At 42.9% G+C, this 25,452-nt stretch carries 23 protein-coding genes; 13 read left to right on the top strand and 10 right to left on the bottom strand.

Going from position 1 to position 25,452, the window contains the following annotated elements; translation table 11 throughout:
- The first annotated feature begins 38 nt into the window (after nt 1-38).
- Nucleotides 39-446: a MarR family winged helix-turn-helix transcriptional regulator gene (locus tag ABUE36_RS12320; RefSeq protein ID WP_017261538.1), complete on the top strand. Its 408-nt coding sequence runs from the start codon at nt 39-41 to the stop codon at nt 444-446.
- A gap of 126 nt (nt 447-572) precedes the next feature.
- On the opposite strand, the gene ABUE36_RS12315 is transcribed toward ABUE36_RS12320, so the two are convergent.
- On the bottom strand, nt 573-1,436 hold the full coding sequence (locus ABUE36_RS12315; protein WP_161002180.1) for a helix-turn-helix domain-containing protein: 864 nt from the start codon (nt 1,434-1,436) through the stop codon (nt 573-575).
- A gap of 262 nt (nt 1,437-1,698) precedes the next feature.
- Here ABUE36_RS12315 and ABUE36_RS12310 point away from each other — a divergent pair, with 262 nt between their 5' ends.
- Both ABUE36_RS12310 and ABUE36_RS12305 read left to right on the top strand, forming a co-directional pair.
- Nucleotides 1,699-1,875, top strand: a complete 177-nt coding sequence (locus ABUE36_RS12310; RefSeq protein WP_161002181.1) for a hypothetical protein — start codon at nt 1,699-1,701, stop codon at nt 1,873-1,875.
- Between the two features lie 25 nt (nt 1,876-1,900).
- Nucleotides 1,901-4,405, top strand: a complete 2,505-nt coding sequence (locus tag ABUE36_RS12305) for a KxYKxGKxW signal peptide domain-containing protein (RefSeq protein WP_421016822.1) — start codon at nt 1,901-1,903, stop codon at nt 4,403-4,405.
- Here the strand turns inward: ABUE36_RS12305 and ABUE36_RS12300 are convergent.
- Nucleotides 4,371-5,300: an IS30-like element ISLpl1 family transposase gene (locus ABUE36_RS12300; protein WP_096109805.1), complete on the bottom strand. Its 930-nt coding sequence runs from the start codon at nt 5,298-5,300 to the stop codon at nt 4,371-4,373. The two genes, ABUE36_RS12305 and ABUE36_RS12300, sit on opposite strands and share 35 nt — an antisense overlap.
- Before the next feature lie 176 nt (nt 5,301-5,476).
- On the opposite strand from ABUE36_RS12300, the gene ABUE36_RS12295 reads away from it, so the two are divergent.
- A complete protein-coding gene (locus ABUE36_RS12295) occupies nt 5,477-9,715 on the top strand; it encodes a MucBP domain-containing protein (protein WP_421016821.1) in 4,239 nt (1,412 codons plus the stop codon).
- Nucleotides 9,716-9,862: 147 nt separating this feature from the next.
- On the opposite strand, the gene ABUE36_RS12290 is transcribed toward ABUE36_RS12295, so the two are convergent.
- Nucleotides 9,863-10,087 (bottom strand): hypothetical protein, encoded by a 225-nt coding sequence (locus ABUE36_RS12290; protein ID WP_017261535.1) that lies wholly within the window; start codon nt 10,085-10,087, stop codon nt 9,863-9,865.
- A gap of 49 nt (nt 10,088-10,136) precedes the next feature.
- A complete protein-coding gene (locus ABUE36_RS12285; RefSeq protein ID WP_161001804.1) occupies nt 10,137-10,346 on the bottom strand; it encodes a hypothetical protein in 210 nt (69 codons plus the stop codon).
- Nucleotides 10,347-11,012: 666 nt separating this feature from the next.
- Here ABUE36_RS12285 and ABUE36_RS12280 point away from each other — a divergent pair.
- Nucleotides 11,013-12,029 (top strand): IS30 family transposase, encoded by a 1,017-nt coding sequence (locus tag ABUE36_RS12280; protein WP_054644560.1) that lies wholly within the window; start codon nt 11,013-11,015, stop codon nt 12,027-12,029.
- 255 nt (nt 12,030-12,284) lie between these two features.
- On the opposite strand, the gene ABUE36_RS12275 is transcribed toward ABUE36_RS12280, so the two are convergent.
- The 6 genes from ABUE36_RS12275 to ABUE36_RS12250 form a co-directional block, all read right to left on the bottom strand.
- A complete protein-coding gene (locus ABUE36_RS12275) occupies nt 12,285-13,214 on the bottom strand; it encodes an IS30-like element ISLpl1 family transposase (protein ID WP_096109805.1) in 930 nt (309 codons plus the stop codon).
- A gap of 218 nt (nt 13,215-13,432) precedes the next feature.
- Nucleotides 13,433-13,609 (bottom strand): hypothetical protein, encoded by a 177-nt coding sequence (locus ABUE36_RS12270; RefSeq protein WP_421016820.1) that lies wholly within the window; start codon nt 13,607-13,609, stop codon nt 13,433-13,435.
- A gap of 19 nt (nt 13,610-13,628) precedes the next feature.
- Nucleotides 13,629-14,522 carry an SAM-dependent methyltransferase gene (locus ABUE36_RS12265; RefSeq protein WP_421016819.1) on the bottom strand — a complete coding sequence of 298 codons (894 nt, stop codon included), beginning with the start codon at nt 14,520-14,522 and terminating at the stop codon, nt 13,629-13,631.
- Between the two features lie 14 nt (nt 14,523-14,536).
- Nucleotides 14,537-14,959: a helix-turn-helix domain-containing protein gene (locus tag ABUE36_RS12260; protein WP_017261531.1), complete on the bottom strand. Its 423-nt coding sequence runs from the start codon at nt 14,957-14,959 to the stop codon at nt 14,537-14,539.
- Nucleotides 14,960-14,963: 4 nt separating this feature from the next.
- Complete coding sequence (locus ABUE36_RS12255; protein ID WP_421016818.1) at nt 14,964-15,899, bottom strand: alpha/beta fold hydrolase; 936 nt, start codon at nt 15,897-15,899, stop codon at nt 14,964-14,966.
- 519 nt (nt 15,900-16,418) lie between these two features.
- Nucleotides 16,419-18,230 (bottom strand): M3 family oligoendopeptidase, encoded by a 1,812-nt coding sequence (locus ABUE36_RS12250; RefSeq protein ID WP_161001808.1) that lies wholly within the window; start codon nt 18,228-18,230, stop codon nt 16,419-16,421.
- Between the two features lie 119 nt (nt 18,231-18,349).
- Here ABUE36_RS12250 and ABUE36_RS12245 point away from each other — a divergent pair, with 119 nt between their 5' ends.
- The 8 genes from ABUE36_RS12245 (at nt 18,350) to ABUE36_RS12210 (ending at nt 25,432) form a co-directional block, all read left to right on the top strand.
- Nucleotides 18,350-19,330, top strand: a complete 981-nt coding sequence (locus ABUE36_RS12245) for an alpha/beta hydrolase (protein ID WP_421016817.1) — start codon at nt 18,350-18,352, stop codon at nt 19,328-19,330.
- A 438-nt stretch (nt 19,331-19,768) separates the two neighbouring features.
- Nucleotides 19,769-20,848, top strand: coding sequence for a DUF5105 domain-containing protein (locus tag ABUE36_RS12240; protein WP_421016816.1), 1,080 nt, complete (start codon nt 19,769-19,771; stop codon nt 20,846-20,848).
- Nucleotides 20,849-21,000: 152 nt separating this feature from the next.
- Complete coding sequence (locus ABUE36_RS12235; RefSeq protein ID WP_161001810.1) at nt 21,001-21,717, top strand: hypothetical protein; 717 nt, start codon at nt 21,001-21,003, stop codon at nt 21,715-21,717.
- Between the two features lie 159 nt (nt 21,718-21,876).
- Nucleotides 21,877-22,059 carry a hypothetical protein gene (locus tag ABUE36_RS12230; protein ID WP_161001811.1) on the top strand — a complete coding sequence of 61 codons (183 nt, stop codon included), beginning with the start codon at nt 21,877-21,879 and terminating at the stop codon, nt 22,057-22,059.
- An 80-nt stretch (nt 22,060-22,139) separates the two neighbouring features.
- Nucleotides 22,140-22,667 carry a hypothetical protein gene (locus ABUE36_RS12225; RefSeq protein ID WP_421016815.1) on the top strand — a complete coding sequence of 176 codons (528 nt, stop codon included), beginning with the start codon at nt 22,140-22,142 and terminating at the stop codon, nt 22,665-22,667.
- A gap of 857 nt (nt 22,668-23,524) precedes the next feature.
- Entirely contained in the window at nt 23,525-24,454 is a 930-nt protein-coding gene (locus tag ABUE36_RS12220) for an IS30-like element ISLpl1 family transposase (RefSeq protein ID WP_096109805.1), read from the top strand.
- Between the two features lie 74 nt (nt 24,455-24,528).
- The gene (locus ABUE36_RS12215; RefSeq protein ID WP_421016814.1) at nt 24,529-24,813 is read left to right on the top strand and encodes a hypothetical protein; all 285 of its coding nucleotides are present in this window, start codon (nt 24,529-24,531) and stop codon (nt 24,811-24,813) included.
- A gap of 118 nt (nt 24,814-24,931) precedes the next feature.
- Nucleotides 24,932-25,432 carry a hypothetical protein gene (locus ABUE36_RS12210; RefSeq protein WP_161001814.1) on the top strand — a complete coding sequence of 167 codons (501 nt, stop codon included), beginning with the start codon at nt 24,932-24,934 and terminating at the stop codon, nt 25,430-25,432.
- Nucleotides 25,433-25,452 lie beyond the last annotated feature (20 nt).

The following is a 25,452-nucleotide window of genomic DNA, read 5'->3' as shown; positions in this document are numbered from 1 at the left end:
TAGTTTTATTTTATTGCAAATGCAACAAGGAGTTTGAAATGATTGATGAATTAAGACAAATCGGTACCTTTTCACGGCGTGCTACGGCGAGTGCCAATCACGAATTCGCATCTCAAGGACTGAACAATAATCGTTTTCAATATCTACTGCGGATTTGTGAACGGCCCGGGCTCTTTTTTGATGCTTTGGCAGCTGATATGGCAGTGGACCGCACGACAAGTTTTCGAGCCGTTCAAAAGTTGATTGCGGAAGGTTACGTCGAGAAACGGCCGGACGCGGTTAACAAAAAAGTTCGGCGGTTATTTCCAACAGAGAAGGCCACGGCACTATATCCAACCATTCATCAATTTGAGGCAGGGGTAGCTGACCGGACAATCGGGTCGTTAACTCCCGGGGAGCAGCAACTATTAGCGGAGCTACTGACTAAAATTAATGCACAACTTTAGATTTTTAGAACCAAATATAAACTAAACGAACGGCGTTACGATTTTGCATTCCTGATATGCAAAATCGTAACGCCGTTTTATCTATCATTAAATTAGCTTACATAAATCAAACTCTACTATAGGAAGCTACCAGTCACCAGTAATATGATGTTCACGCATTAGCTGACTCATAATATTTAAAGCAACCTGATTGCCGGCAAAGTGTGCAAACGACCAACCCTGAATGAGATATTGACGGGCTTCTTTATCGTCCCATCCCTTTGTGTAGGCTATGTTTTCACCTAGAGTAAAATTCAGGGTTTCCATAAACAAGACGGTTTGATGGTCTCGAGCCAGTGCTAAGGCTTGGTGACCGTAACTATTACTCTTATCAAACTGACGTTGTTTTGACCAAAAGTTCGTCAGGTTATCCAGCATAAATAATGTCCAGTAAAGGTATTTCTCTGTGTCTATTCCGTCGAGTAGAGATGCCACTTGATCAAAATAATAAGCAGCCTGCTTTGGCTGTTCTTTAGAAAGATAGGCAGTACCGAGCTGACATACAGCTAGCAATGCATAAATGCTCTGCCTTTTATCTGTGATCTCATCCAAGATTCGATTAAAGTCAAAAATACTAGTGTCAAAGTCATGTGTTAACCACATTGTGGCGTTGATTTTCAAAAAACTATAGTGAAATTTGTCTTCATTAGTAAAGAACGACTCACGGTCGATCTTATTGAGCAGGTCTGCCGTACCTTGATAATCAAATACTTCTGTTAGCTGATCGGCCTGCGTTAATAGCTGTTCTGGTGTCTGCTCGTCTTCAATCATAATGTCGTCCATGGACAGATGTAATCGGTGAACGAGCTTTGTCATAATTTCACTGTTGGGAGCGACACTGTCATTTTCAAGTTTACTAATTGTTGCTTGAGTTGTAATTCCCTTTGCCAGCCCAGCTTGAGACAAGTGCTGACGTTTGCGTGCATCACGCATAATACTGCCGTTAATCAAGCAGACTACCTCTCTTCTACAAAAACTAATTATCAAAAGAATACCATAATCTAGGCCACCTGATGAGGATAAAAGGTGTTTCACTATTACAAATTGAAGTGGATAAACATTTTGAGTTCATTTTAGCGAAATAACGCAACGGAAGTCCGCTGTGCCTATTGTTTTCGTTTCCAAAAAGAATTATGGTTAATTTAATAATGCTATACTTAATTATTCTGATGGTAATTTATTTTTGTGAACTACAAACAAAGAGGTCATTCCAATGATTAAAGCTGAAAACAAACGACTCAATATCACCATTACGCCAACTGAATGGGCGCAGATTGAAGAACTCAAAACGACGCACAAATTGTCGCTCACGAAGTTGGTTGCGCAACTCATTGACAATGCGGCAAGCTCAACCTCGGATACAGAACGTCATAGTGAAGCAATAAAATAAGCAGTTTTGACGGCAGGAGAGAAATATGAAACAAAGTAAATTTTTGCACATGAGCGAAGTGTCTCACCATAAGATGTATAAAGCCGGCAAAGTTTGGTTATTTGCGGCTATTGTTGGGTTGAGTCTTGGCACGGCTACAACTGTGTCACAAACAAGCATTGTGACAGCTGAAACAACCGCTGCTACATCTAGTTCAGGCGAAACTTCATCGACTAACCAAACGAGTGCAGCATTGGCGAGTTCCTCGACGGCTTCGAACAGCAATCAATCCGCTGCTTCGGCTAGTTCATCAACGGCGCCAAGTAAAGTGACGTCCACTGCTACTAGTTCAACGGCACAATCGGACACCAGCACAGCGGTCAAGACTGTCAAAAATGAAACCGCTGACAATTCAATGACGAGTGCCAATTCTGCATCGAAGTCTGACACAGCCACTGCTGTTGACTCAACGACTGATTCCATCTCAACCTCTGGCGAAACAAAGTCGGTGACCGCAAGTAGCGTTCAACCAGTTAGTCAACAACCGAGTGCAGTCAAGTCCGATGCCATGTCACTGATGTCTGCTTCATCGACAGTGGCTAAAGCTGCGCCTAAAACGTCAGACGTTTCATCAGCAACCCCACAATCAGAGACCGTTCAAAGTAACGTACAGGCAAGTCAAACAACCGTATCAACGAATTCTGCACAAACAAAAAAGACTGATTCAACCAGCATGTCGGCTAGTCAATCAGTCACACAACTATCTGCTGTTACACCCGCCAGTGTCACAACCAAAGCAACTTCAATCGCCAACCAAGCCTTAACGGTTGTACCAGCCGTTAAGGCACTACAAACGTTGGGGCAGATTGATCCAACTAAGTTTGTTAAAGGCACAAAAGTCAGCATCTCTACTGATGGTACGCTGATTGTTGATTTGCCTGCGGGGGTTTCTGGCGATGATATTCAACAAGCTAAGAACAGTATTAAGAACCTGAATATAAGCAGGGCTGAACTCACGGTGAATGATGATGTAATTTCAGATCTCTTCAATTCTGTTGATTATAAAATTGGGGAAAATACTGCTCTGACAGGATTGAAAGCCGTTCTATTCAATGCCTCTGAAGGCAATTATGATATCAAGGAATGGATGGGTGATGTCGATGTATCGACTTTGAAATTTGATACATCGAGTCGAAATTCAGACGGAACACTTGATAGCGTAGCTGATAAGAATGCCAAAAGTGTTATCAGCGTATGGGTTGATGCCCAACTACAGAAAGTAAATTTTAGTACACTTTCTAAATCTGATCCGTATACCGGGGTAGCCGAATTAGGAATTGATGGAAATCCAATTCCCGATTCTAGTTCAATTGCGCAACAAGAAGGTTTCACTGACACGATTAAGGCGTATTTAAGAGCACAGTTGACTGCTGAGGCCTATTATTTGTGGCTATTAGAGGATACCGAAAATACATCCAATAGTGAATTTTACGGTGCCCAAGGCAAGTTCGACGGTTTTAGCAAGCTGAGAACACAGATGTTAACTGCTGAAAATGTTCAAGATTTATCTAGTATGCAGTTGAGTGCTTATTATGCAGGGTTCGAAGGTACGATTAATTGGATTTCTGGTGATTCAACTGCTAGTTCGACATTAGACTCAATATTGGCACTTCAGGGCGTTGGATATAGTTCTTCTTTGTTATCTGGAGTCGGCAATACGTTTGGCGATTTAACGATGGCCACTTTTACTTGGTCGCCTGATGCACCAACATTATTATTTTATACATTTCCGGTTGAGGCTAACCGATTAGTTGACTATGAAAAATCAAAAGTTTATTTTCCGTTTAATCAAAGTGATGCAGGTTCTGGGAAAACTATTAATAATTTAAACTCTCTTGAAAGGGCCTTATCAGAAAAGGGCATCCTTGATTATTATGATGATTGGAAAAATGTTGTAACAGAGGGATTTAAGGCAGCAACAAAGGATGCTCTTAGAGGAGATGAACATGCCTTAGTGTCGGCTAAGGTAACAGATATTAACAGTGTTTCTAATTATATCGGGAGCATCACGCCAGAATACTATAAAACTAGCAATGATTCAGCAAGCCGTGCTAACCTATTCAAATTTGCCTATATAGCGGCGAAAACTTATTTGAGTGGACACTTTAATGGAACATCAGAAAATAAAAATATTGGTAAAGGGAATACCTCTATAAATACAGCCCTTGATGCAAATGGACATTTAAAGGAAAATCCTGAACCAAGTTCTTTCCAAAATCCTTCACCACTTGATTTGGCTATTTATTCTGTGTTAACAGGTAAAAGTTTCATTTACTCAATTGAGAAGGGTAAGAATCCAATTGTTTCTGCGGCTTTTCAAGGAAATCAAACAACCGAAACTGAAGCTGACTGGATTGCCCCAGCTGCCGAAAATGATATGTATCAGATTGCTTGGAACACAGCCAATCAGGCAAAGATGGATTTCTTAAGTGATGTTCAATTGGTAGATTGCAAATTTAATCCGAATTTTTGGACAAATTGGTCAGCATAACCTGATACGGTGTTTTCCAGTCAAGTATTTTAAGCGGTCTCTGGTTAATTTGGAGTAACGTCGTCGTTAAATCTTGAGCACTAATGTGCTCAAAACGAGTCCCCTTAGGATAAAAATAACGTAAATTCCGATTAAAGCGTTCATTACTACCACGTTCAGCTGGCGTATAAGCATGACAGTAATAGGTCTTAATACCATATTGTGATTCAAATGATACTAGCCCACTAAACTCAGTACCACGGTCCACAGTAAAACTGTGCACCGGTCCATTAAAAGTTGTTAGGAACTTAGTCAGTGCTTCATTAACACTCGCTGTCGTTCGGTCCTTTAACCGATATGCCCAAAGGAACCGTGATTTGCGATCGATTAAAGTTAATAAAACTGCCTTACTATGCCCACGAGGGCCAACGACGGTATCTAGTTCAAAATCACCGATGCGATTACGTTGATTAATCATCATGGGACGCTGTTCAATCGATCGCCCCAAAGATTGATTATATTTGGATCGTTGGTCAACGTTACGCCGTTGGCGTACGCCATGTTCAGGTAGATCATTCAAGGAGAAACCAATTCTCCCCTGATTTAGCCAATTATAAATAGATTTAGTCGCTAGTTTAAATTCGTGAGCAATCATTCCTGGTGACCAGCTTAGATGTAAATGGTTGAGAATTGTTTGCTTTAACTCATCGCTCAGCTTAGTTTTCCGACCACATCGTGATCGCTTGTATTCGGCATCTGTTTGTGCTAATTCAGCCTGATAAGGTTGACATCGAGATAATTCATAAGAAATTGTTGACGGTGATCGGTTCAGCCGAACGCCCATTTGGATATTGGACAGCCCTAGTTCACAAAAGGTTTCGATTTTAATTCGTTCGGAATAGGTTATACTAGACAAAAGATCAGCTCCTAAAAGATGGGTTTGTTGTAAACACCATTTTAAAGGAAGCTGATCTTTTTTGTCCGAACAGCGTTCGGATTAATTTTACAATCTACTAATTACTGATTAACGAAGGCAAAACTGGCGATTTGTCTGAGGAGTCGAAGATTTTACCGACAGCCTCGAATCATGGAATGCTATCAGATACGCAGTATGCTTATTATCAAAAGACGTCTTATGTTTACTACAAAGTCTTTAGCATTCTCTATAAGAGTTTCTTCTTAGATAAACAAGGTAACCCATTGTTTGATAAAAATGGAAAGCCAACTAACATGGTCGCCAGAGCACTTGAAGAAGCAGATGAACATGTCATCCAAAGTGGTAATGCTCACGCTGGTAAGCCAATTCCATGGGATATCCAAACTGCGCAAAGTCAAAAAGATGCTGGGTTAATTGCAGGCGCTAATGGTCGAAGCTTTACTTTAAATGCCGATATGACCAATGGCGTTGACGCAAGTGGCAACATCATTCCGTACTCTGAGACGGATGTGCCAGCCACAGATAAAGATGGACAGGCAACGACTAAACCAGTTGAAACTTCAACGTTATTAAAGAATGCCGTCGATGCGACAAGTACGATCAGCAGCGATGATTTGGGTAGTAGTATCACAGACAGTAGTGAAATCAACAATGCCCAAAAAGTCATTCAAGATACGGTCAACTATGCTTACGTGCATGAAGAAGCCGTTGCCATTCCAGCTTATGAAGCCGGTTACGCCGCCGTACAAAGAGCCTTGCATCCAATTGTTAAGACTGGTGAAAGTCCGGTAGGCGATCCAACTGCGGATACGTATCGTTATGAAAATACCAGTACGGTAACGGATAAATTAACCCCTGTCTTAACAACAACGAATCCCGATGGGTCCACGGTATGGACAGTTCATTACAGTAATGCCGATGCGACGAATGCGGTCATTACCATTAAACGAAATGCCAATCCCAAAGCACCAGATTTAGGACAGATTACCAGCGTTCAGATCGAAATCGATAATGCGCGCACCGGTAACCAAGTCGCTAATGACGGCGGCTCAATGGCTGCCATTGGTCAGGATAGTAGTGGTCAAGTTGATTACACGAGTAAGTTGGCGAGTGCCACAGCTTTAGGCAATGGTGTTTTGGTCACCTATCCAAGTATGCAGATCAACAATAACGCCAAGGATGCGTCGAAGTTTACGAAGTTAGTTGTCATTGATAATGGTGATGGTTCATTCAGTTACCAGTTTATCCGTGACGCACAAAGTGAGATTACGACTGCTGTTACAGGTGATCAGACAACTAAAGATGGCACCAGTGCCGGTAACGTTTACCAAGCTGGTTGGGATTATCGTAAATCTTATGTCAGTGAGATCACACTTGTTCAACGAGTCGCAAAGACGGACTACAACGGTGTTAAAGATACGTCGGACAATACGACAAACCGTGTTGTGCCTGACCAGACCTATGCTGGTTTCTTTGGTAATGGAATCGTTGGTGGTAATCAAAGCTTTCTGCAAGTGGCACCGAATGCAGTTTATGGCAAGGATTACAACACCGTTTCACAGTCAGTGACCTTATTAGGCAAATCCACGGCAGCGATTCAGATTGATGCCACCGGTAAGCTGACGTACACCGTCACGGACATCAATGGTAAACAATCGGCCACACAAGCAACAGGCACCTTAAATCCAGGTGATTCGGCCGTTACAATCCAGAACCAGGAAACCCCAAGTGACCAATTGAAACCGGGCTATAAGAATTCAGCGGTGGTGATTACTTATGCCAAGGATGGTTCCGTGAACGTCAGTGAGACTGGGCTTCAGACGGTCATGCAGAATAGTATTGAAGTGGATAACGATGGCAGTGCCACAACTGACACGACGCCAACACCTACCCCAGCACCAATGAACAATCGGGCAATTACCACGGCTTTGTTGGTCGAAACCGGTGGCACGAAACTGATGACGGCTACTGCGGAAGTCGGCAAAGGGAATACCACAGTTGAACCAGACTATATTTCTGAGACGTTAGTTGCCCTGAGTGATTTGAATCATAAAGGGGTTATCTTTAGTCCAGATACTAAGACTGGCAAAGACGGTGTCAGCAGCGTTTACAACGATACCAAGCAGACGAATACGAATGGTTTGGTATTTCAGGGCACGACACCAAATGTTCCAGATGACAAACAGACGCCCGATACGTATAAAGGTACTGCGACCAATACGACCACAACGATTCAGTATGTTGCAAGCAACGTTGAGAATGAAAAGACAGGCGTGACTGCCAATGTAGGTACAGACGCTAAAGGTGGTGCCAAAGTAGTCATCAACTTGAACGGTCAATCGACCTCCGTTGCCAAAGAGACGCCAGACACTAAAGATGCAGATGGAAAGACAATACCGGGTCTCAAAGTAAACGATACTAATACTGGATCAGAGATTTTTGACTGGTCCGGTTGGTACACCGCTCACCAAACTGATTTAAATAAGGCAGGTTGGACCTACGATGCGCAGAGTAACCAACTGACTTATGATCCAACGGATACTGCAAGTCAGCACACATTGCGTCAACAGCTTTACGGTAATGGATTTAATCCGAACTGGGTGAGTGACGAGATTGGTCAGGTCACGAGTCTTAAAGACCAGTATGGCGACGTCATGCATCTGTCGGTCAATAAGCAACAGCCTAACCGACAGACGGTGGAGAAGACGGTTAATCCTGCCACTGTCTTAAATAGTGATGGACAATCGTTCAAGATTACGACGGCTGATATCACTAAGGCAGCCAAAGATGAAAGCACACCGGGACTTACCGTCGAGCAGTTAAAGACGTTTGCCAATGGGAATTCTCGTTCGTTTACGACTGGACAAGTGACGTTACCAGATGGATTCAAGTCTATTACGGTGAATGCCGATGGTTCGATCACAGTGGTTTTAAAGCCTGACGTCAAGGCTGGGACCGTTACGCGAGCCCTGCCATTGTCGTTTATTACGGATGATGCCAGCACCGACGGGAATGTATTGAATACGACTGGTAAGGATGCCGATGACAAGCCAGTTTCTAGTTTGACCTTGAACCTGACCTTACAGTCCGCTGATGAGATCAAGTACTATCTTAAAGGCACCACAACACCGGTGCCGGGTTCAGAGACGTTAGCGAAGTCAACGACTCCTGGCGTCGTTGGTGGCACATATTCCGAGACTGCACCAACGATTAGCGGCTATACGTTAACTAGCGACAAGACGGTTTCCGGTACCTATGGGAGCACACCAACAGATGTGATCTTCTACTACAAGGCTGATGCTAGCACGGTAACGGTCAACTACTACGTGAAGGGCACCACGACTAAGATTACCGACAGTAAAACCCTCAACGGGAACGTCGGTGACAGTTATACAAGTCAAGCCGCAACCGTAACTGGTTATACCTTGGTGGCGACCCCAACTAATGCCAGCGGTACTTATGCGGCAGGTGGTTCAACCGTGGATTACTATTACACCGTAGACTATAAAGCGGTACCTGTTACGCCAGCCGGTACGCCAATTACGGGCGTAACACCACCGACGGGCACGGGGACGCCGGGTGAACCGGTCAGTCCTAAAGGTGGGCTGCCGACTATTCCTGGTTACACCGTTACGAAGACACCAAATATACCGGATAAACCGGGTAATGTGAACGTTGTGTATACACCGCAGACTGAAACTGTCGTGGTGAACTATTACTTGCAAGGGACGACGACACCGATTACGAATTCAGTGACGTTGAGTGGTCCGTTTGGTAGTAGTTATCAAGCTGTACCTGCTAATGTGGCAGGGTATACGTTGGTTGCGACACCAAGCAATGCCAGTGGGACTTATGGTGTGACGAATGGTGCGGTCAATTATTACTACGTTGAGAACGTGACCGTGGTGCCAGTTGATCAGCATGGACACACGCTTCCGAATGTACCGGTGAAGCAAGTCACAGGGGTACCAGGACAGCAAGTACCAGTCAGTGAACTGCCACAAGTACCTGGCTATACGCCCGTGGTGACCGTGGTGACGATACCTGGGAAGCCAGCACAGGTTGAGGTAACTTATGTACCAGTTACTGTACCGACTGAAACGACGAAGCCAGTAGAACCGCAACAACCAAGTGCACCACAGCCAGTGGCAACACCGATTAAAGTAGCGATGCCGGAGACGATAACGCCGCAAAAGACTGCACCAGCCGTTGTCCACGCAGTAACTAAAGTGACTCAGCCAGTTCAAAAGTCTCAATCGGCTTCTGAAACTGACAAACCAGTGACATTACCGCACACTGGTGAGCGGGACTCACTGTTGATGGCGATTGCGGGAATTAGTTTGATGGTAAGTGGTTTTATCTTTATTGGCGTCCGAAAGTACCGTCAAAATTAGTTAAAAAGTTAGAAATCATGATCGAAAAAGACGATGTCAGAAATTGAAGGTGAGTAACTTCAATTTCTGACATCGTCTTTGATTTTCTGGAAGTATTCGACTGTTTTTAAAACATCAGCCGGTTTAATGAGTTTGATTTAAGAATAACTATTTAGAGGATCGATTAAGAGCATGAATTAACGCGTCAATGCGTCCATTACGATTTGAGAAAATGTCAGCTGTTTCGAATTGTCGCCAATTTTCCTCTTGATAATATTTAAGTGTGCCGTCTAATCCACGTTTTATGAGCTGTTCTTTAAACTCTTTTGGCGCAGTTGGAGATTCAAGGATTCTCTTAATATCGAGTTGTTTTTGTTCTTCTTGATGAGTCATAATCGTGACCTCCACGTTCAGCCAGTTTCATCAAATAAGGGTTTGAATATTATTTATAAAATTCATCTAGTGAATGACCTTCAGAAGGACCTGTTGAAAAAATATCTCCAATGTCGCGCTGTCGGCGGTTTTCTTCCTGGTAATATTTAAGCGTGCCCTCTATGCCACGTTTCCTGAGCTGATCCTTTAGTTCTTTTGGAGTAGTAGGTGAATCCATAAGCCTTTTTAACTCGATTTGTTGTTTTTCATTTTTTGTCATAGTGAAAATTTCCTCCGCGATTACTTAACCCCATCAAATAGGCGTTTGAATGACGTTAACCCAGTGTCATTGTAATAAGTTGTGAGCACTAATTCAATATCCGGCAATTGTAAAAACTCCCTTACTCTTGGCTTATACTCAGCCCTCACATAATTCTGGTCAATCATATTAGACTTAAAGTAGAAAGCAAAGTGACTCAACTTTAACAGAGTTAAGTTTAAGTCAGAGTTCTTAGTCGCGAATTCTCGTATAATTTGCTTTAGCGTCTCATCGTCTAAATTTGAATAGTAAACACCCTGCAAAATCCTTTGATAGCCTTGAATCGAGTAAATAAGGCTACTTCTTACTTCTTTATTATAGTAATTTGAAGCTTCAAGAGTGTAGACATTTTGTTTATCCTTTAACAGCAACTTAACGTTTTCAACCGAATCTTTATAGGATTTTTGTGCCAAGTTGAGTTGAATGAGCGCAATAATAATGCCGGCAATAGTGACAATTGAAACTAATGGATTTAAGAAAATGGTGAAGTAATGCAAAAAAGCAACTAAAAAGGCGACCTTTTTATTCCCCGCGTTTACAATTTAAGTGCAACACATAATTAAATAGACCAAAAAGGCCATGATGACCTATTCTTATAAGCAACCAAGCACATAAGAAAGGCACATCATGACCAACATCAAGCGTACCATCTCTAAGGCTTACCAACAACTATCAAATTTTGATCGCGTTCGCATTGAAACTCTGCTCAATCAGGGATTCTCCCAAGCACGGATTGCCCGCGAACTCAACCGCTCTCGTAGTACTATTTCGCGTGAGATCACTCGTGGCTCCGTTCTACAGCGAATTCCCGGGCATAAGGTAGCGTTGATTTACTTTGCTGATACGGCAGCTTATCTGCACGCTCAGCGGCGGGAGTGGTGTCGCCCCAAGACGATGCTTGAGAAGAACCCCGAGTTCTACGCCGCCTGTGCCGCTGCCATCAAGCAACGTCCACGCGTACACAGTGTGGACAGCTTCGTGCACACCTTCAAACGGGAACACGCAGACGAGGTTGTTCCTTCAACACCAACGGTTTACCGGGATATTGAGGCCGGTAGATTCGAACTACGGACCCACGACTTACCGCGCAAACCCAGCTTGCGAATTAAACGAAGCCATTCCCATACCCGCACCAATAAGACGAAGCTTGGTACCTCGATTGATGAAAGACCCATTGAAGTTCAAGACCGTCGGCAAGGGGGCCATTGGGAAGGAGATTTAGTGAAAGGTAAGCGCGTTGATAGCGAACCTGCGTTGCTGGTTTTGACAGAGCGGATGAGTCGCTTCGAAATCATCATCAAGCTCGCTAACTACAAAGCAAGTACCTGTAAGGTGGGACTTCAGTCCATCATTGATGATTACGGTGCGGAATACTTCACCACCATCACCTTTGATAACGGCAGTGAGTTCGCACAACTGGATTCAGTAGAAGGAACTGATGTCTACTTTGCTCATCCGTACTCACCATGGGAGCGCGGAACAAATGAGAACCAGAACGGCCTTCTACGAGAGTTTATTCCGAAAGGTCGCTCACTCCACCATTACGACATCATTGATATTCAGAGCTTCCAGGACGCACTCAACAGCCGGCCTCGTCGTATCTTGGGCTACCGGAGTGCGGCGGAACTGATGCCGGAACTCTAAGCTGTGTACCACTTATAGGATTGGACTAGAAACTGTTGCACTTAGATTGACAATACGGGGACCTTTTTATTCAGTGCTGAGATAGCCGATAAGAAAAAGATTATCACAGCTGTTATTGCGGCAACAAGCAATAGAGTACGATAGCGCTTTTGTGATTGTGAGTCTACATTCGGTTTATTTTTAGTCATCGATTTACCCTCGTTTGAGTATTTAGTTGCTAAAGAGAATCGGGTGATTTTGTGGTAGATTGCAAATTTAATCCGAATTTTTGGACAAATTGGTCAGCATAACCTGATACGGTGTTTTCCAGTCAAGTATTTTAAGCGGTCTCTGGTTAATTTGGAGTAACGTCGTCGTTAAATCTTGAGCACTAATGTGCTCAAAACGAGTCCCCTTAGGATAAAAATAACGTAAATTCCGATTAAAGCGTTCATTACTACCACGTTCAGCTGGCGTATAAGCATGACAGTAATAGGTCTTAATACCATATTGTGATTCAAATGATACTAGCCCACTAAACTCAGTACCACGGTCCACAGTAAAACTGTGCACCGGTCCATTAAAAGTTGTTAGGAACTTAGTCAGTGCTTCATTAACACTCGCTGTCGTTCGGTCCTTTAACCGATATGCCCAAAGGAACCGTGATTTGCGATCGATTAAAGTTAATAAAACTGCCTTACTATGCCCACGAGGGCCAACGACGGTATCTAGTTCAAAATCACCGATGCGATTACGTTGATTAATCATCATGGGACGCTGTTCAATCGATCGCCCCAAAGATTGATTATATTTGGATCGTTGGTCAACGTTACGCCGTTGGCGTACGCCATGTTCAGGTAGATCATTCAAGGAGAAACCAATTCTCCCCTGATTTAGCCAATTATAAATAGATTTAGTCGCTAGTTTAAATTCGTGAGCAATCATTCCTGGTGACCAGCTTAGATGTAAATGGTTGAGAATTGTTTGCTTTAACTCATCGCTCAGCTTAGTTTTCCGACCACATCGTGATCGCTTGTATTCGGCATCTGTTTGTGCTAATTCAGCCTGATAAGGTTGACATCGAGATAATTCATAAGAAATTGTTGACGGTGATCGGTTCAGCCGAACGCCCATTTGGATATTGGACAGCCCTAGTTCACAAAAGGTTTCGATTTTAATTCGTTCGGAATAGGTTATACTAGACAAAAGATCAGCTCCTAAAAGATGGGTTTGTTGTAAACACCATTTTAAAGGAAGCTGATCTTTTTTGTCCGAACAGCGTTCGGATTAATTTTACAATCTACTACATACGCAAAATCTTGGCAAATGTTTTTTCTGACTAAAAAAGTTAACATCAATTTAATTGATATGCAAAACGGTGACCTCCAAAATTATTCTGAAGGTCACCGTTTTGTGATGCGTTGTTATTTTTTCTGTTCGTTTTGTTTGTCATGCCAATAGTTGTACAGATTATACAGACCAATCAGCAATAACACGAATCCAAACGCCCCACTGGCTAATTGCTTGTCCCAGATGCCAAAGGCTAACAGAAAAATACCACCAGCCAAAAAGGATAATGCGTCACGTAATGTTTTACTCATAAATACCTCGTTTAATGGCTTATTTGACGATGTATACCCGATCGTGAATGAGGTCGAACCGGCTAAAATTGCGATTCAAAGGTTCACTTTCCGTCAGATCAGCGTTTTGCCAGAATACCTTAGAGTCGGTGGCACCATTTTGTTCACCAATGACGATGAACTCAGGTTGGTTTTTCAGCTGGCGAATTTTCTGAAGGACTTGCCAGTCGATATCTTGACCATCTGGCGACCAGGACATGACAATAGCACTGACTTGATCACCGTACTTTTCGATGGCACTGAGCGCATCGAGTTGTTCAATCTCGGTCACGGGGTGCTTACCGGTTTCGTTTTCTTTCGTCCAGTCCTTGGAGTCGGTAGTGAAAATCTGTTGTGAAGGTTGCTTGTCCCGCAGTCCCTTTGAGATATAGCCGTTACCGGCCATGAGTTCGAGCGTTGGGCGACCATCGAGATATTGACTCAGGTCGTTAACAAACGGCGCGGAGATGTAAGCCCACATGCCATACGTATCTTCGAGGTAGTCGCGGAAGTTCCGAAGGGCAGCGTCCAAACGTGGCAGGGCGTTGGAAAATGCATTCCACACCTTGTCGCCACGTTTGTCACCAATCGGATATTGCTTCAAGACATGCTGATAAACGGTGTCCTGGAAGTTGTCTGGCAACAATAGTTCCGGCAGCGGCTGCGGTAACAGTCCGCGCGACAACAACCGGTCAGCTTCCAATACCTGATTGATCAGAAAGACAGCTTCACCCAAACCGTTAAATTGGTCCCGAAATTGGTTCATTTCGGCAATATAATCGTTGTGCGCACCAGCGTCGGGGCGTAAGCCATTTGCATCCGTTGAAGGAGCTGCTTTACGTTTGGGTTGCTGTTGAACCTGACGCTTAAGTTTGCGAAGTTGTTTTGGATTCATACACGGTTGCCTTTCTATTCTTTTTCGTCATCATAACCAAGATCAAGTTCTTCTTGGTGATCAATTGGAACATCTGGACGGCGTGTTTGCCGACCATGAAGATAGCCTTCAATTAATTGGTACACTTCATAACGGTCTTGGCTGCTTAGTGTTTCGCCGTTAAACGTCAACCGTTTGCCAGAGAGAAATAGGCGGCCTAAATCATATTCATCCAGTTCCGTTTTTCCAGTTAGGTAATCCAGCGAGACGTCAAAGAATTCGGAAAGTTTGCGCACTTCAATGTAGGAAGGGGTCCGAATGCCACGCTCCCAATTACCAATTTGTGAAGCAGTGTTCGGCTTTTCGTTTGGTGAGAGGTTCTGACTCAGTGCGTCCGCCAATTGGTCCAGTGTGATGTGACGACCACGGCGGATAGCACGTAAACGTTCAGGGAACATATTCTCACTTCCTTTCTACAGAGATTGTATGATCTTCGATCCACTTTAATAGTACTGCATAGACTCGCTCATGGTCGCGTTCGTTGAGAATTTCGTGGCGCATGTGCGGCCATAATTTGAGCGTCACGTCGGTAAAGCCCGCTCGTTTTAGCGAACGGACATGACGGCGTGGTCCCAAACTGAAGCCGCCAACGGGATCTTCTTTACCACTGGTGAATAGAATTGGCAGTTGTTTGGGGATGCCCTGATGCCATTGTCGTTTGGTCGACAAAGTTGTCATCCGAAACAGCACGGAGAAACCATTATTAGTGAAGGTGAAACCAGACAACGGATCATTGTTGTAACGATGAACGTTGTCGGGATTTTCCGATAACCACTGAAAGGGTGAATCCTCAGGGAACCGTTTGGCATAAGCACCGAAGGCCAGTCTATCCAGCGTGTGATTAGGTCGGCGGGGCGCAAAGTTGTTGAGGACGGCCACTATGGGTCTGATCACGGCTAGGATCGGATGAGCAACGGCCGAGCCAATCACAACGGCTGCGTCTACCCAGCTACCATATTGCGTTAAGAATAATTGGACCATCATGGCACCCATGGAATGGCCGACGATGACATGCGGTAGACCAGGATAGTCGTGGCGTAGCCGTTTAGTCAGGGTAAACTCATCATTAATGAGATGTTCAATCGGCTGTTGTTTGCCAAAGTATCCGAGTGGCGAATGGCCGACTGAATGGCCATGACCCAGATGATTATCGCCAGCCACGACCCAACCGTGAGCATTGAGAAATTCCGCAAACGGTTGATAGCGGTCGATGTGCTCCGCCATACCGTGCACAATTTGAATGGTACCGACGGGCTGCTGATCATCTGGCGTCCAGATGCGGGCTTCCAGTTCGTGCCGGCGGTCTGTGGATGGAAATGAAAACGCAGTGACTGACATGATAACCTCCTTGAGTCATGTGGATTTTGGGTTGAAATTCCGCTTACGGTTGTCAACAGTGACACGCTCGCCGTGGGACCGGTTCAAGCCCGCAAGTTCACGGTCTTTCACCTCGCCGCCAAGCCTCGTGAGAATCCGAGTCTTGGCGGCCGTCCGTAACCTAAATTCGGACAAACCACCGAATTAACGTTACCTTAACGGCTCGGTATCACTGTTGACACCCTTCAGCTAAGATTGCAACTACAACCTTGATTTAATTAAATCGAATTCGCAATGGTTGTTAATGGTCTGTCGATGATCCAGTTAACTGTTACATAAGTGGAGATGGGCGGAGACAGGCGGAGACAGAGTTCCGTGTAAACAGTACTAAATGGCGAGATTTTGGCCATTTAGTACTGTGGGACGAGTTCTGAGACGGTTTGTGGCTCAGAATCGAGGTCGAAAACCCAGCGGGGTTGAGACCGGTCCTCATGGAACGGCGTCTCAGCACATCGTAACGGCATATAAAACTGTTTGAATTTAGTGAACCAAGTCGTCGGAGAGTTTGAGGAACTCGTCAATGTCTTTCTTAACCAGATCCGCTCCCGACTGCCAGAAGTCCGGTTTGGTAAGATCAACGTCGAGGTGCTTCTTAGCGAGGTCTTCCGTCGACATGTTTGCTGTGTCGCGTAAGAGGGAGATGTACTGGTCCTCAAAGTTTCCACCGCTTGCCTGAGCCTTCGCGTAAATACCAAGACTGAAGAGGTAACCGAACGTGTAAGGAAAGTTGTAGAACGGTATTTCATCGATATAGAAATGTAACTTGCTGGCCCAGAAGTGTGGATGATACGTGCCAAGGTGGTCAGAGAAGGCCCACTTTTGAGCGGCTAACATCAAAGCATCCATCCGTTCAGGGGTCACTTGTCCGTTTAATCGTTCTTTGTAGAAGTTCGTTTCAAACAGGTAGCGGGCGCGGATATTCATGAACATGGCGACGGGATTATTCATCTTGGTGTCTAACAGGTTGATCTTTTCACCAACACTGGTGGCAGATTTAACGTTAGCGTCAGCCACAACCAGTTCAGCGAACGTTGAAGCCGTTTCGGCAACGTTCATTGCGTAACTGCGGCGCATTTCTGGCAGGTCTTTGACGACACTGTAATGGAAAGCGTGGCCAATCTCGTGGGCGACCGATGAAGCATCGTCGGGTGTGCCAGTGTAGGTTAAGAAAATTCGTGATTCTTGGCGTTCCGGGATTTCTTCCATGTAGCCACCAGGTTGCTTGCCAGGGCGGTCTTCGACTTCAATCCATTGGTTGTCAAACGCGGTTTGGGCAAGATCCGCCATCTTAGGACTGAACTTACGGAAGTTAGTGACGATGAAGTCAGCCGCATGATCGTAGTCAATCGCTTTGCTTTCATAACCGTCGACCATAATTGGTGCGGTTTGATCCTGCCAGTCATACGTTTGTTTGCCCAGCAAGGCTGCCTTACGATCCATGTAAGGGATGAACATGCCCTTGTTAGCTTCAACAACATTCCACATTGCCTTCAATGTTTGGCGGCTCATGCGGTTCAATTCCAATGGGTGTTTCAAGAAATCATCGGTACCGTGCAGCTTGTAGTTCTGCAAACGGAAGCCAGCTAAATGGTTCAACGTGTCGCCGACAACGGCTTCTTGGCTGCCCCACGCCTTTTCATAAGCTGACATGATGTTCTTACGTGTGTTGTTGTCAGGCGCACCAGTCAGCTGATTTAGCGCTTGACCCGCGGAAAGGGTCTGCGTTTTACCATTGTCATCGGTGTACGGTACGCTGATTTGTGAGGCGATGGTGTCGTAATGTGTGCTCCAACCAGTAAAGCCATCGATTGCCAGTTTATTAATAATACTTTCGGATTTTTCATCCAGTTGTTCAGCTGCTAATTTGCGGTCCTCGGTGAGGTTAAAGGCAATGTCCTTGAAGTCTGGCAGAGCAATCAGTGTCTTAAAGTCATCGTCATTAATCTCGGCCAATTTTTTGCCAAACGAAATTTCCAGATCCTTAAACGTACTGAATGCTTCGCTGACTTGTGCCAATTTGGGACCAATTGCGGTATTGTTGAAATCTGCGGACTGGTGGGCGGTCCAGAATACGTTGAGTTCCATTAAACCGTTGATATCTGTTTCCCGGTGCTTCAAATAATCGGACAGACCGTGGTATGCTGGTGCATCCTTCGCAAGGTCAAGGGCGGCCAATTCAGTTGCCAGCGTACCAAGATCTTGGTTTAATTCCTTTAAACGTGCGTTTGCCTGCGGTGAATCGTAACCACCAGGGAAAATGTTTTCCAAATTCCAGTTCTGTTTGTACTTCATGAAATCCCTCCGTTTACCAACAATGTTACCGCTATTATACCAGTCCTGGTGCACAAACGCCCGTTGTGTCAGGTGAGGAATCGTGTTAAAGTTAGACAATTAGAGCAGGGGGTTAACTAATGGCTAAACATCAGATGCGTCATAGCGGTCAGCCAGTAAAAAAACATCACCGCGTGTTGTGGATCACACTAATTGTGGTCGTTTTATTGCTGGTTGGTGGGTTACTTGGCGCTGGCTCATACTTCTTTCAAGTCGCCGAAGTGCGCAGTCACAAGGCCTTTATCAATAATGCAGCAATGAAAAAAACTGATCCTTTATATCAAAAGGATCAGTGGTTCCGTCAACAGAAGAAACAGCGGTGGACCATCACTGGTCAACCAGGCAACCTTAAATTAGTCGCTAACTACTTACCGGCGGCTCAGAAGACCAACAAAACGGTAGTTATTGCCCACGGATTCGGTGGCAACAAAGAAAAGATGTCCGCTTATGGGACGATGTTTCACGACCTCGGCTTCAATGTCTTAATTCCTGATGATCGGGCCGCTGGTCAATCACAGGGTAAATACATTGGCTACGGTTGGTTGGATCGAAAAGATTATTTGAAATGGATTAATTTAGTTATTGAAAAGAACGGACAAGACAGCCAGATACTGATGGACGGTGTTTCTATGGGCGGTGCGACAACCATGATGGTCAGTGGCGAACGCAATGTGCCTAAGCAGGTAAAAGCCTACATTGAAGATTGTGGTTACACTTCCGTGAAGGATGAAATTAATTATCAGGCGAAGTCGATGTATGGCATTCCGTCATGGCCGCTGGTACCTATCGTGAGTGCGATCAGTCAGGTGCGCGCCGGATATAATTACACGGAAGCCAGTTCAGTGAACGCCGTCAAACGCAATCAGCGACCGATGCTATTCATTCATGGTAGCAAGGATACGTTTGTGCCGACAAAGATGGTTTACCAAAACTACAAGGCTGCCGCTGGTCCAAAGGAATTGTGGGTCGTTAAGGGTGCTAAACACGCAGCCTCGTTTAAACATGATCCGGCAGTCTATCAACAACATGTAGAGGCGTTTTTAAATCGATATTTTAAGTGAATAGATACGCTTTTCTGAAATTAAAAAGATCCTGATTACGTGAATTATGGCGTATGGTCAGGATCTTTATTTGTAGTCTAAGATGCGTGATAGATTTAAATTTCTAGCTTTTGAATATTTTCCTGACGTGTAATCTGGTTTGATTAATTTATTGTGCCTCTGTATGTCGTGCGTATGTCGCGTTGCAATAAGTTGTGCATACAATTTATCTAATTTAACGATAAAATTTATATTGTACCTTAAGTGGAAATTCGATAAACTGATAATACTGTTTATCTTGTTTATTTTCGGACAATAATACTTGGCTTTCGTACATATCGTATTTGCAGAGGGTATTTTGACACGCAAAGAAGAAAGGATTCGTTAAGCCAATAATATTGGTCAATTTTGAACAATATTAGCAGAGATTTCGCACATATCACAATAGGAGGAAATATTATGACACACAAACAGTTACTGATTGTTCCAGCAGTGTTGCTGGCAGCACTCTTAACGGCTTGCTCAACGAAATCAGGTCAGAGTTCACCATCACATGGTGATGAGGTAACAATTCAATCGGGTACCTATGTTCGTCCGAGTGACGTTTCAGCGCCGACTAAGGGACATGCCTATCTCGCTTTGAAGCTAAAGGTGAAAAATAATGGCAAAGCGCAAACGTTGATGGGTGATGAAGACTTTGCTTTACGGGATTCAAAAAAGAACAAGGTTAAGCCCACAATGGTTACCAGTTCTGGCGATGGCGACTCTTTTGAAACAATTAGTACTGAAAAGTTGCATCATGGTGCAACGACAACGGGTTATATCGTGTTTAATGTTGACAAGAGTAAGAAATACACACTTGAGTTAACACCAACGACCGATAGCGGCAAAGAGGAGTCAACGACCAAACTTGCCATGTCGCCGAAGAAGTATAAGGATAAGACGGCTGAGCCCAAAAAAGCTTTACAGGCTTATATATCAGAAGTGTTCTTAAATAAAAAGAATTTAGACTATGATAAGTTAGTTGCTAATAATGCAAAAACTGACAAGCAACAGTATCAAAGTGCTACCCGAAAGTATCTTGAAGATGCCTTCGATGCCCAAATTACGGATGATGCGTCAAATAAAATGATTAGTGACATTCAAGATGTGAATGGTAAAAAAGCTCGTGCCGTTTATGCTATTAAGTCAGTCACGCCAAATAGTGCGGAGATTACAGTGACGCCAATTGTGCTTAAGTTAACATCTTTGTCTGAGGTTATTGATAACGTTCAGAGCTCAGCTCAGGATGCAGTTGATCAAAGCAATGAGGACGATGACGAAGCAGATGATAGCGAAAGTCTTTCACCAGATGACGTAGAGGCTGGCGCAAAAAATGCAGTTTATGAAAAATTTCCTGAGTTATTAACCAAGTTGCCAATTCGCCAAGCGGATGATTCAGATATCAAAATGACAAAAGTTAACCATAAGTGGAAGTTCGATACATCAGATGACGAATTCAAATCATTGATGCAAGATTATACCGGTGAATCGTACTAGATTCAGTTAGGAATACGTAAGAATTAGCGGATTAGTTAGCGACAAAAGTTGCATAAATAATATGCAAATGCCCTTATGAGCATTATCATTACATACGTGATGGTGATGCTCATTTGTTTCAATAAAGTTTTGCAAACGGAATGGAGAAACGGATGTTTACAAAGACAAAAATACGAGACCACGAACAGGATGTTGATTACGTGATACGGACTGTCATTGGCCAACGTTTTTTCGGATTTTGGAATGTTCTTAATTTGGATGATGGTTCAACCGTGGCCGTCAGTATCTTTAGTGATTTTTTGTATTTATTATTCCCAGCTTTTAGTTCTCGCTTACCCCTTTCTGGAAGGATTGTACACGGCAATAAGTTGATTTTGCCACCTAGAAATTATTATATGTATTATGGTTATACAACAAGCGGTTTTGGAGACCGGTATATAGCAAATTTATTATGGTTACCAATCACTCTTTTAGCAATTTCAATAGTCACAAGATTAAATACTGCCTTTCAAGCAGTAGCGGTGATTTTTTGCACATTGACCATTGTTTATTTTGTATGCAATCTATGCATTAATCACGCGTATGACACGCAATTTTTCTTTCAGACAAAAATTATTGTGACGCCCGTAAGAACCAAAAAATGGTATCAGGACTGGCGAACGCTGCTTCAAATTGGAGTCTTAGGCGGTCAAATAGCTGCTTGTACGTTGCTGACGCCTTACGGGCTGAGTGTCGCCACATTGATCTATGGTGTGATTGTCGCAATCGTTATGTTGACGGTCAGTTTGACAATGCCGCCGAAACAAATTTGCATTCAAAAAAGAGAGTACGTATGGACACAGCCCGGAGAATCGACAAGATATTGGTAGGTTAATTTGTGTAAACATCAGTTTTAATTAGCAATAATCCAAGATATTTATAATGAAGCCAAGCAGGATACAGATGGTCACGAAGTTTCGCTGGACTTTGAAGTGTTGGTATCAATAAGCTTTCATCCAATTGATGTCGCTGTTTCAACGCCGGAGGTTGTGACGTATAATAATGCAACCGATGAATTAAAAGAAAAGAACTGGAATTTGCCATTAATTGGCACGTTGGCAGTGGCGTTTATTGGAACAGTCGCGTTAGGGATACTGATTGTTAGTGTGCCAGAAATTGGTGCAGTGTTACTCAAAGCAATGGGGTCTTTGATGGCTTTAGCGAGTGCATAATAATTGTTTAAAAAGAATTGCATTAGTGAAAGAGATGGACAAAGTGATTTGTTCATCTTTTCTTGCTACTAGGAGGATATATGCTTCTTTATCTAGTTTTGTTTGTGTTTTCTATGATCCTAGCAATAATTTGGCTTGTTGTTTTTAGATTGGATCATAAAAAAACGAAAAAGGACTTTGCTTCTTTTTCTCAAGAGAATGAATTGAAGTCGGATTTGACATACTTTGAATATGACAAGGCGATTACTGATAAGACCTTCAATAAAGCACAAAAAATACTTGGTAGAAGTTACTTGCTGTTGGTCGTTAGTATTGTCACTTTGCTGATAATAACTGTATTTTTTTGGCAGGCGCCCAACATATACTTTTTGCTTCTACTCATTGTTGATTTACTGATAGTGATTACATCATTTATTGCTTGGAAATTGCACCTTGTTGGTTTACATGCCAAAATCAAATACAATCAGGAACATCCAAAGGAGAAGGCAATATTTGTCGGCAAACCCAATGTGCTGATTGAGCGAGGGTGGGTTTTAATTTTTTCCGGACTTTCTGGGCTCTTGTTTGGAATAGATTTAGTTTTACTTTACATTGACTTCGCAAATTGATTTACTTTTCTTCTTGGGTCTATGCCAAGTCTTGATGATCTTGCCATTTGAAGTACATGAATGTGATGATTATAGTTTTTGGATTTAAAGTCAGACATAGTATCAAGATTTGCTATTAATGTCGCTTGGAAGCTGATTGAAAGGGCCAGAAACTAGATGATAACTTCTAATATGATGTTTTTAATTTTACTAATGATATTTCTTCTAACGTTCTACATATTGGAAGTAGTTCTTGAAAATCATAGAATAGCTAATTTCCTTCATGAAAAGAGAATTTACAATGTAAAGGTTAATGCGTACAGGAGAAAACTAGGTAGAGATTCAAGGTCATCAAAAAGGCTAGCAATTTTGGCGGCAATGTCTGTAGTTCTAGTTTTAATTAGCTTCGTGGTTTCAGTGTGGCTTGTTTTTTTCAATTCTTTTGTTGACGTTCAATTTTTAATCAATCTTCTTCAGTCCGTAAACGTAATAGCTGTATTGACTATGCTGAGTATCTATTTTGCAAATCAGTATCAATTTCATTACAAGGTAAAACAGCTTAATACAAAAAATGAAGAAAAAGAATATCGATTGACTGGAAGGTTTATCTCGCTCAAATTAGTTTTCTATGTTTTGTGGCTAGCAGTTTTATTTGGTTGTTGGCGATACTTTTTCAGTTAATCCATGGCCTAACCGTTGAAAAGTACGTGCTGGGTTTAAATGATGAATCGTCATTAACGACATTCATACTTTTGATTTGGAAGTGATCTTAATGATATAGTAGATTGTAAAATTAATCCGAACGCTGTTCGGACAAAAAAGATCAGCTTCCTTTAAAATGGTGTTTACAACAAACCCATCTTTTAGGAGCTGATCTTTTGTCTAGTATAACCTATTCCGAACGAATTAAAATCGAAACCTTTTGTGAACTAGGGCTGTCCAATATCCAAATGGGCGTTCGGCTGAACCGATCACCGTCAACAATTTCTTATGAATTATCTCGATGTCAACCTTATCAGGCTGAATTAGCACAAACAGATGCCGAATACAAGCGATCACGATGTGGTCGGAAAACTAAGCTGAGCGATGAGTTAAAGCAAACAATTCTCAACCATTTACATCTAAGCTGGTCACCAGGAATGATTGCTCACGAATTTAAACTAGCGACTAAATCTATTTATAATTGGCTAAATCAGGGGAGAATTGGTTTCTCCTTGAATGATCTACCTGAACATGGCGTACGCCAACGGCGTAACGTTGACCAACGATCCAAATATAATCAATCTTTGGGGCGATCGATTGAACAGCGTCCCATGATGATTAATCAACGTAATCGCATCGGTGATTTTGAACTAGATACCGTCGTTGGCCCTCGTGGGCATAGTAAGGCAGTTTTATTAACTTTAATCGATCGCAAATCACGGTTCCTTTGGGCATATCGGTTAAAGGACCGAACGACAGCGAGTGTTAATGAAGCACTGACTAAGTTCCTAACAACTTTTAATGGACCGGTGCACAGTTTTACTGTGGACCGTGGTACTGAGTTTAGTGGGCTAGTATCATTTGAATCACAATATGGTATTAAGACCTATTACTGTCATGCTTATACGCCAGCTGAACGTGGTAGTAATGAACGCTTTAATCGGAATTTACGTTATTTTTATCCTAAGGGGACTCGTTTTGAGCACATTAGTGCTCAAGATTTAACGACGACGTTACTCCAAATTAACCAGAGACCGCTTAAAATACTTGACTGGAAAACACCGTATCAGGTTATGCTGACCAATTTGTCCAAAAATTCGGATTAAATTTGCAATCTACCTAATGTTAAAAAATGCCTGTCTATTTTTTAATATCGATATTTATAGTGCTTATACTTGCATTGATTTCAGCAACATTTCTCTTCAGTTCTCCATTTTGGTTTGGAATATGTTTGTTAATTATTGATGTATCAATGATGTTTGGCGCCATTTGTGAATGGATGATACAGATGGAAAGCGTCCGTGCAAAAGTGGAATATAATCGTCAACATAGTGGTGAGCCAGATATATTCGTTCCTCAAACGACTCAATTGATTTCTAAAGGTTGGGTATTGATTTTACCGGTTTTGGCAGCAATATCTTTGGGCATCGACATCTTTCTGCTTTTTATGAGTATTCCGTATTAACGCGGCAACCGTGAAAACGTCAAGGCCGGGTTAAAACGGTAGTTATCATTCAAATCAGCGATTCCCTGATTTTCGATTTGTAAGCATTTGCGCAGTGGGATAGAAGGAGTCTTGACACATGGTTTTAGCTGTCATACAAATGGCCGTAATTCTAACTTTAGTGGTATCTCAGCTGATAGAACAAAGAAAGCGCAAAAAAAATGAGGAAACTCATGGACTAAAACGGCAAACGACGTATGCATATTACAGGTTGCTAAAAAGGAAACTTCCAGACAAAACCTCAAGATGGTTACGCTTTATTTTCGTATTTTGTGGTGTTGCCGGCATAGCCTTTATTGCTATCAATTGGCTTTTAATGATTACCAATGTTGCTTGGGGTCTGGGCCGTGCAATGCTCACTTTTGGTGACGTGTTTTTCCTGTTTGCTTTCTTGCTCATCTATTGTGGGTATCGTTTGCACGCGGTGAAATACATTAGACAACACGAAAACAACGCTTCCAAAACTTTTTTCTTCACAGTCAAGCCAGAGCAAATTTTGATCGAGATGATCTTTTATATCCTTTTTTTGCTTCCCCCATTAGTGTTGATTGCACTCCAAGTTGTCGATTTCCTGAATTAAACGAACTTAGGTTTAAAAAG

Source organism: Furfurilactobacillus cerevisiae, from assembly GCF_048961765.1.
Taxonomy (GTDB): Bacteria; Bacillota; Bacilli; order Lactobacillales; family Lactobacillaceae; genus Furfurilactobacillus; species Furfurilactobacillus milii_A.
The sequence above is the reverse complement of the archived record's forward strand: the minus strand, read 5'-3'. Positions and strand labels throughout refer to the sequence as shown.